Annotated in this window: 6 protein-coding genes; 5 read left to right on the top strand and 1 reads right to left on the bottom strand. The window is 45.7% G+C overall.

What is annotated here, in order from left to right; genetic code table 11:
• Positions 1-194 (top strand): IS3 family transposase (locus tag HL061_RS03205; protein ID WP_252962519.1); only part of this gene is annotated, 194 nt, incomplete at its 5' end.
• Between the two features lies 1 nt (position 195).
• On the opposite strand, the gene HL061_RS03200 is transcribed toward HL061_RS03205, so the two are convergent.
• Entirely contained in the window at positions 196-906 is a 711-nt protein-coding gene (locus HL061_RS03200; protein ID WP_083328831.1) for a TetR/AcrR family transcriptional regulator, read from the bottom strand.
• Between the two features lie 273 nt (positions 907-1179).
• Here HL061_RS03200 and HL061_RS03195 point away from each other — a divergent pair, with 273 nt between their 5' ends.
• From HL061_RS03195 to HL061_RS03180, 4 genes are all read left to right on the top strand, one after another.
• The gene (locus HL061_RS03195; protein ID WP_102090554.1) at positions 1180-2331 is read left to right on the top strand and encodes an acyl-CoA dehydrogenase family protein; all 1152 of its coding nucleotides are present in this window, start codon (positions 1180-1182) and stop codon (positions 2329-2331) included.
• Between the two features lie 62 nt (positions 2332-2393).
• On the top strand, positions 2394-3602 hold the full coding sequence (locus HL061_RS03190; protein WP_252962518.1) for an acetyl-CoA C-acetyltransferase: 1209 nt from the start codon (positions 2394-2396) through the stop codon (positions 3600-3602).
• Between the two features lie 72 nt (positions 3603-3674).
• Positions 3675-5864 (top strand): 3-hydroxyacyl-CoA dehydrogenase NAD-binding domain-containing protein, encoded by a 2190-nt coding sequence (locus tag HL061_RS03185; RefSeq protein ID WP_252962517.1) that lies wholly within the window; start codon positions 3675-3677, stop codon positions 5862-5864.
• On the top strand, positions 5857-7020 hold the full coding sequence (locus tag HL061_RS03180; RefSeq protein ID WP_252962516.1) for a CaiB/BaiF CoA-transferase family protein: 1164 nt from the start codon (positions 5857-5859) through the stop codon (positions 7018-7020). Before HL061_RS03185 ends, HL061_RS03180 begins: the two co-directional genes overlap by 8 nt.
• Positions 7021-7238 lie beyond the last annotated feature (218 nt).

Genomic DNA, 7238 nt, shown 5'->3' with positions numbered 1-7238 from the left:
GCTTGGATAATGCGCTGATGGAGGGGTTCTTTGGTACGCTGAAGTGCGAGACGATTTATATTGAGAAACCAAAATCGATTGAGCAGTTAGAACAACAGATTCATGAGTATATGCATTATTACAATAATGAGCGTATTCAACTCAAACTAAAAGGACTGAGCCCTGTGCAGTACAGAACTCAGTCCTTGGTATAAACTAAACCGTCCAAGTTTCGGGGGTCAGTTCATATCGTGGGGCTTTTTGGTTCTTTGCATTAAATTTTTTGTTTAATGCTTCAGGTTTAGAGATGGCGCGCCATAAAATTACAAATAGCGCATCAAACTCTGCATTTAATGGCGTCTCTGTTTGGCGAATGGTATGCATTAAGCCAAGTCGACTAATAAATCCCATAAACACATCGAAGAGTATGTGCAGTGGGACAGTGTCATTGAGCACCCCACGATTTTGACCATCTTCTAATACCGCCAAAAACGCGCCAATTAACTCTTTGTTTTCATAGATTGCGATATTACGTATACGCGAGGCCGACACAGAAGACAGCACCATCACCGCATCTGGATGCGAGTCTACAAAATCAAAGCAGACCCACAGCGTCTTACGTAGACGATCTTGTACGCTATCAATCCCTTGCAGATGATCCATGATGCGAGCGGCTAATCTGCCGAGCACAATATCCATAATGGTATAAAACAGCGTTTGCTTGTCCCCGAAGTACTTGTAGAGCGTTTGCAAGGAAACATTTGCAGACTTTGCAATCTGCGCCATCGTCACCTCATTAGCATCAAATCCTGCAAAGACCTTACGAACGGCCTGTTCAATTTTATCCAAAGTTGCGGGTCGCATATCGGATAGGGGTGCTAGCGATCGCGTTTGCGTGGGGCTATCTGACTGATTAAAGGTTTTCATATTTATCGCTTCTTAAAGTATTGGTTATTTGATACGTCCTATCAGTTAAGTGATTTTCTCGATAATCTAACGTGATTAAATTAATGAGTAATTTGAATTACCATTTTTATTTAATATATTGCGAAGTGGTTTTTCATAGCCTAGTATAAGACTCGTATATTAATAAATACAAAGAATTTATCGCATATCTATAACGGTAATATAAATTACCATAACTTAAAAAATGGCTTGGATATAGCTGTTATTCATTCAATCTTGTCAAGGATAGACATCATGAGTATCGAAAAATTTACCCCAAACTGGATGACCGAAGAACATCAGATGGTGTATGACAGCGCCTTGAAAATGTTTCAATCTTGGGAGCCAAAGGATGAGCAGTGGCGCAAAAACGGCATGATCGATCGTGCTGCGTGGGAAGAAGCGGGCGAGATGGGGTTTTTGTGTGCGGCAATACCAAGCGAGTATGGCGGCGGCGGCGGCGATTTCGGTCATGAAGCCGCGCTCATCTACGCACAGACTGAGGCCAATCAGTCAGGATTTGGCGGTATGGTGCATTCAGGTATTGTCGCGCCTTATATTTTAGCCCATGGTACTGAAGCACAAAAACAAGCGTGGTTACCAAAAATGGCAACGGGCGAATATATTGGCGCTATCGCCATGACTGAGCCTGGCACTGGCTCCGACCTACAAAACATCAAAACCTATGCAGTAAAAGACGGTGATGATTACATTATCAATGGCTCTAAGACTTTTATCACCAATGGTCAGCACGCCAATCTTATCTTATTAGCATGCAAAACAGACCGTGAAAAAGGCGCGCAAGGTGTCTCACTTATCATCGTAGAAACGGACAACGTAGAAGGGTTTGAACGTGGGCGCAATCTCGATAAGATTGGTCTGACCTCTCAAGATACCTCAGAGCTTTTCTTTAGCAATGTCCGTGTACCGCAAACCAACCTGTTGGGTACGGTGGAAGGCATGGGCTTTATACAGATGATGCAAGAGCTGCCACGTGAGCGCCTCATCATTGCGCTATCAGGGGTCGGTTCGATGAAGCTGGCTATCAATCTAACACTAGATTATGTAAAGGGCCGTGAAGCCTTTGGCAAACCTATTTGGAAATTTCAAAACACCCGTTTTAAGATGGCTGAATGCTATGCCGATTATCTCGCTGCCAGTACCATGTGTGATGCGGCAGTCGATGCGATGTTAGATGGCAAACTGTCTGTACCGCATGCTTCATTGATCAAATACTGGGTCACCGAAAAACAGTGCGAAGTCATCGATGAATGCGTGCAGCTGTTTGGTGGCTATGGCTATATGACCGAGTATCCTATCGCCCGTTTATATGCTGATGCGCGCGTGCAAAAAATCTATGGCGGCACCAATGAGATTATGAAAGAGTTGGCATCACGCTTTATGTAGACGCTTATATTATAAGACTACGATAGTTATTGTTTATTTAAAAAATAAAAAAAGGATTTTTTATGACTGAGACTGCTTATATTTATGATGCTATCCGCACGCCACGCGGCAAAGGAAAAAAGGACGGCTCTTTGTATCAGGCGTCACCAATCTGGCTGACACGTACCTTATTAAAGGAGATGGAGCAGCGTCATAATTTGGATACCAGTTTGGTCGATGATGTGGTGCTTGGCTGCGTGACCCCAGTGGGCGAGCAAGGCTCTGATATTGCGCGTATCGCCGTCATTGATGCTGGTTGGGCACAAAGTGTGGCTGGGTTAACTTTGTCTCGGTTTTGTGCCTCTGGTCTGGAGTCTATTAATCTTGCGGCTGCCAAAGTCATGTCAGGTATGGAAGACATGGTAGTGGCAGGCGGTGTGGAGTCTATGAGCCGTGTGCCGATGGGCTCTGATGGCGGTGCTTGGTACATGGATCCGCGTGTGAATGAAGCGACGCATTTCGTGCCGCAAGGGGTGGGCGCGGATACCATTGCAACGCTCAAAGGCTTTAGCCGTAGCGATGTCGATGCTTTTGCCACCGAATCACATCGCCGCGCAGCAAAGGCTTGGGAGAACGGCTATTACGACAAATCTGTTGTCCCTGTCACCGATATCAATGGCATGATGCTATTGGATAAAGACGAAACCATCCGTCCTAATACCCATGTCGAAACCTTAGCGGGTCTTAAACCTTCTTTTATTATGCCGGGAAAAATGGGCTTTGATAGTGTGATATTAGACCGATACACCACGATTGAAACCGTGAATCATGTGCATCATGCGGGTAATTCTTCTGGCATCGTTGATGGGGCGGCGATTTGTTTGGTCGGTAGCGCGGCGGCTGGGCAAAAAGCAGGACTAAAACCACGCGCCAAAATCACAATGGCCTCAGTCATTGGTTCAGAGCCTGCCATTATGCTGACAGGTCCAACGCCAGCTTGCCAAAAAGCCCTCGATAAAGCGGGCATGCAAGCCTCTGACATAGACCTTTGGGAGATTAATGAAGCATTCGCTGCTGTGCCGATGAATACCGCTGATGATTTTGGAATCTCGCTTGATATTGTCAACGTCAATGGTGGTGCAATCGCTATGGGTCATCCGCTTGGGGCAACGGGCGCGATGCTAATGACGACAGTCCTTGATGAGTTGGAACGCCGCGACTTACAGACTGCTATGATTACGCTATGTGTGGGCGGTGGTATGGGAATTGCCACTATTATCGAGCGTGTTTAACCTTTCTCTAAAATAGACTGAAAACCAATTAGACTAAAACGCAATATACAAAGAATCATTTAAGGGATAAAAATGATGACAAATAACCAAACAGTAGATAGCGTAATAGCCATTAACGCATTAGATAACTTCTCCGTCCAGCATGATGACGAGGGTGTCGTCACCGTTACGATTGACCAAAGCAAACGCAAAATGAATGTCATTGGTGATGGCTTTACGGAGGCATTCGCCACGATAGTTGATAGTTTTATCAATGATGACGCCGCCACAGGCTTAATTCTCACATCGGCCAAAGACACCTTTGTGGTTGGCGCAGATATTGATCAATTGAACCAGATAGAGACAGCGGAGCAAGCATTTACATTGACCGAGGAATTAAAAGGGAGTTTGCGTACGCTTGAGACCTCAGGTAAACCCGTCGTCGCTGCTATGACAGGAACCGCATTAGGCGGTGGTTTAGAGTTGGCACTTGCCTGTCATTATCGTATTGCCATTGACACGCCTAAGACCAAGCTTGGTTTGCCTGAGGTGAAACTGGGCTTGTTACCTGGCGGCGGCGGTACTCAGCGCTTACCAAGGTTGGTCGGTATTCAAGTAGCACTGGAGCTGATGACGCAAGGCAAAGAATTGCGACCAGCAGCGGCAAAAGATATTGGACTTATTGATGCAATAGCCACTGATCGAGCAGATATGCTGAAGCAAGCAAAAAACTGGATTCAAAACAATCCAAGCGCGCAGCAGCCATGGGATGAGAAGGGTTTTAAAATTCCTGGCGGCGATAGTAAGCATCCTAGCGTTGTACCGATATTCTCTATCGCCCCAGCCATGGCCAATCAAAAATCTCACGGCAACTATCCAGCGATTACTCATATCATGTCTTGTGTGTTTGAAGGATGCCTAGTGGATATCGATACAGGGCTTGAGATTGAGTCGCGTTATTTTGCTGCTTGTGTGCTGTCGACTGAATCTAAAAACATGATTAACACCTTATGGACGCAGCTGAATAGCATCAAAAAAGGTCAGTCTCGACCTCAAGGGTTTGAGCAGACCCAAACCAAAAAGGTCGGTATCTTAGGGGCTGGCATGATGGGCGCTGGCATCGCTTATGTCACTGCCAAAGCAGGTATAGATGTCGCGTTATTGGACACGGAAATTGCCAATGCAGAAAAAGGCAAAGCGTACTCTGCTAATATTTTGGATAAAGCCATCAGCCGACAGCGCGCTACCGAAGAGAAAAAACAAGCTCTCCTAAAACGTATCACGCCAACCGTCTCTTACGATGATTTAGCTGATTGTGATCTCATCATCGAAGCGGTGTTCGAAAACCGAGAAATCAAAGCCAAATGTACCCAGCAGAGTGAAGCAGTGATTTCAAACACGGCTATTTATGCGTCTAATACCTCAACACTACCGATTACTGGGCTAGCAAAAGCCAGTACACGACCAAACCAGTTTATCGGTCTGCATTTTTTCTCGCCAGTAGATAAGATGCCGCTCGTTGAGATTATCGTAGGCGCGCAAACTGATGATGAAACGTTGGCCAAAGCCTTTGATTATGTTGTGCAAATAGGCAAAACGCCTATCGTCGTCAATGACAGTCACGGCTTTTATACCTCGCGGGTATTTGGCACCTATGTATCAGAGGGTATCGCAATGCTAGGAGAGGGTGTGCATCCGCGTAGCATCGAAGTTGCCGGACTAAAAACAGGTATGCCGATGCCGCCCTTAGCATTACAAGATGAAGTGTCGTTAAGCCTAGCGTTGCATGTCAGCGAACAACAGCAGGTAGATATGGCAGCCGAAGGCAAGTCCGTTGCTGTGCGCCCTTCTTACAAGATACTAAAGACGCTGGTCAATGAGCATGGGCGCGAGGGCAAGAAAAATGGCAAAGGGTTTTATGATTATCCAGAAGACGGTGATAAGCATCTATGGCCTGAGTTGATAAACTTATATCCGCCAAAGTCAGAGCAACCGTCGCAGCAAGATTTGGTTGATCGTTTGATGTTTATTCAAGCCAATGAATCTGCCAAATGCTATGAGGAAAACGTCGTGCGCTCAGTTGCCGACACCAATATAGGGTCTATCTTTGGCTGGGGGTTTGCACCGCATCACGGGGGCACGCTACAGTTTATCAATGCGATGGGCGTCAATGAATTCATCAAACGTAGTTGCGAGCTTGCGGCAACATACGGTGAACGGTTTGAGCCTGCCCAGATATTGTTAGACATGGCAGCCAAAGGCGAGGCGTTCTCCGATGACTGATACGCATTTATCAAATCATGATCAAATGGCAGATTGTCTACAAGGGTTACGAGTGATCGATCTGACTCGTAACCTACCTGGGCCATTTGCCACGCGCCTGCTTGCGGACTTGGGTGCGGACGTTCTTAAAATCGAACCCAAACAAGGTGATCCTGCTCGCGTATTTGGTGAGTTATTCGCAGCTTTGAACCACGGTAAGACGACTGAAAAGCATGATTTTCATGATCCCGAAGCGATTGAAGCTATTAAGGCACATCTCAAAGAAGCTGACCTGATGCTAGACAGCTTTCGCCCAGGTGTCTTAGCAGAAATGGGATTAGATACTAAAACCCTGCATGTCATCAACCCAAAGCTGGTAATGGTATCTATTACTGGCTATGGTATCGCAGGCAGTTACGCAAAAGAAGGTGTCTACTTAGAAAGTGCTGAGCCAAAAAATAGCTCTCAAATAAATCATAATTGGTCTGATAAGGCCGGTCATGATATTAATTTTATGGCTATGAGTGGTGTGCTTGATCAGTTAAAAACAGCTCAGGGTGAGCAGGCTATGCCCAATGTCCAGTTTGCGGACTTGGCAGGTGGTAGTGATACAGCAGTGATAGCACTGTTGGCTGCTGTATTTGCCGCGCAGCGTACCGGAAAAGGACGACATATTGCGATTAGCATGACGCACAGTTTGTACAATCATATGGTCATGCCAAAGGTGACGGGTAAGCTAATCAGTCGTTTTTCAGGTGACAATTCAAATAGTGCTTCAAATAATACTTCAAGTACAGCTCCCATGCCACAGCATGACTTTTTAGGCGGTGCATTACCATGTTATCGACTGTACCAAACCGCTGACCAGCGACATATGGCGGTTGGTTCGTTAGAGTTGAAATTTTGGCAAGGTCTATGTGAGGTATTGGAGTTGCCAGCGCTTAAAGACGTACATTGGCAGCTTGGCATCATGCCCAATAGGCCTGAGAGTCAAATAGCGACTAAAACAATGGCGGAAAAATTCGCCAGTCAAACGCTTGAGCATTGGCAAGGCGTATTTGCGGCAACGGATGTCTGTGTGACCCCCGTGCTGAATTTACAGGAAGCCAAGGCTCACCCTTTGTTTGCGCATCAAGATGAATATCAGGCAACCTCAGGATGGCAGCAAATTAGCTAGTCACTGGTATGGAGATGCCTTTTTAGTTTGTGTTATTTAGCCTGTCTGTCTAAATCAGAGTGATTGAACTTGTATATCTGTCTATCTAAAATTGCCTGGATAAGAGACAATATGCGCATAAAATCTAGAGCGCCGTGATATTAAGAAAGTATCATGTACTAAGGCTCTTAAAGATTGAGCCACACAGACATTTCACAAATTTAACTCAAGCAAAAAGG

It is taken from the genome of Psychrobacter sp. PSP (assembly GCF_024085615.1).
In the GTDB taxonomy this organism is placed as follows: Bacteria; Pseudomonadota; Gammaproteobacteria; order Pseudomonadales; family Moraxellaceae; genus Psychrobacter; species Psychrobacter pacificensis.
The sequence above is the reverse complement of the archived record's forward strand: the minus strand, read 5'-3'. Positions and strand labels throughout refer to the sequence as shown.

What these genes read in the sequence shown, in the direction of transcription:
- HL061_RS03200 (WP_083328831.1), bottom strand. Translation starts at nt 906, where the DNA reads ATGAAAACCTTTAATCAGTCAGATAGCCCCACGCAAACGCGATCGCTA.
- HL061_RS03195 (WP_102090554.1), top strand. Translation starts at nt 1,180, where the DNA reads ATGAGTATCGAAAAATTTACCCCAAACTGGATGACCGAAGAACATCAG.
- HL061_RS03190 (WP_252962518.1), top strand. Translation starts at nt 2,394, where the DNA reads ATGACTGAGACTGCTTATATTTATGATGCTATCCGCACGCCACGCGGC.
- HL061_RS03185 (WP_252962517.1), top strand. Translation starts at nt 3,675, where the DNA reads ATGATGACAAATAACCAAACAGTAGATAGCGTAATAGCCATTAACGCA.
- HL061_RS03180 (WP_252962516.1), top strand. Translation starts at nt 5,857, where the DNA reads ATGACTGATACGCATTTATCAAATCATGATCAAATGGCAGATTGTCTA.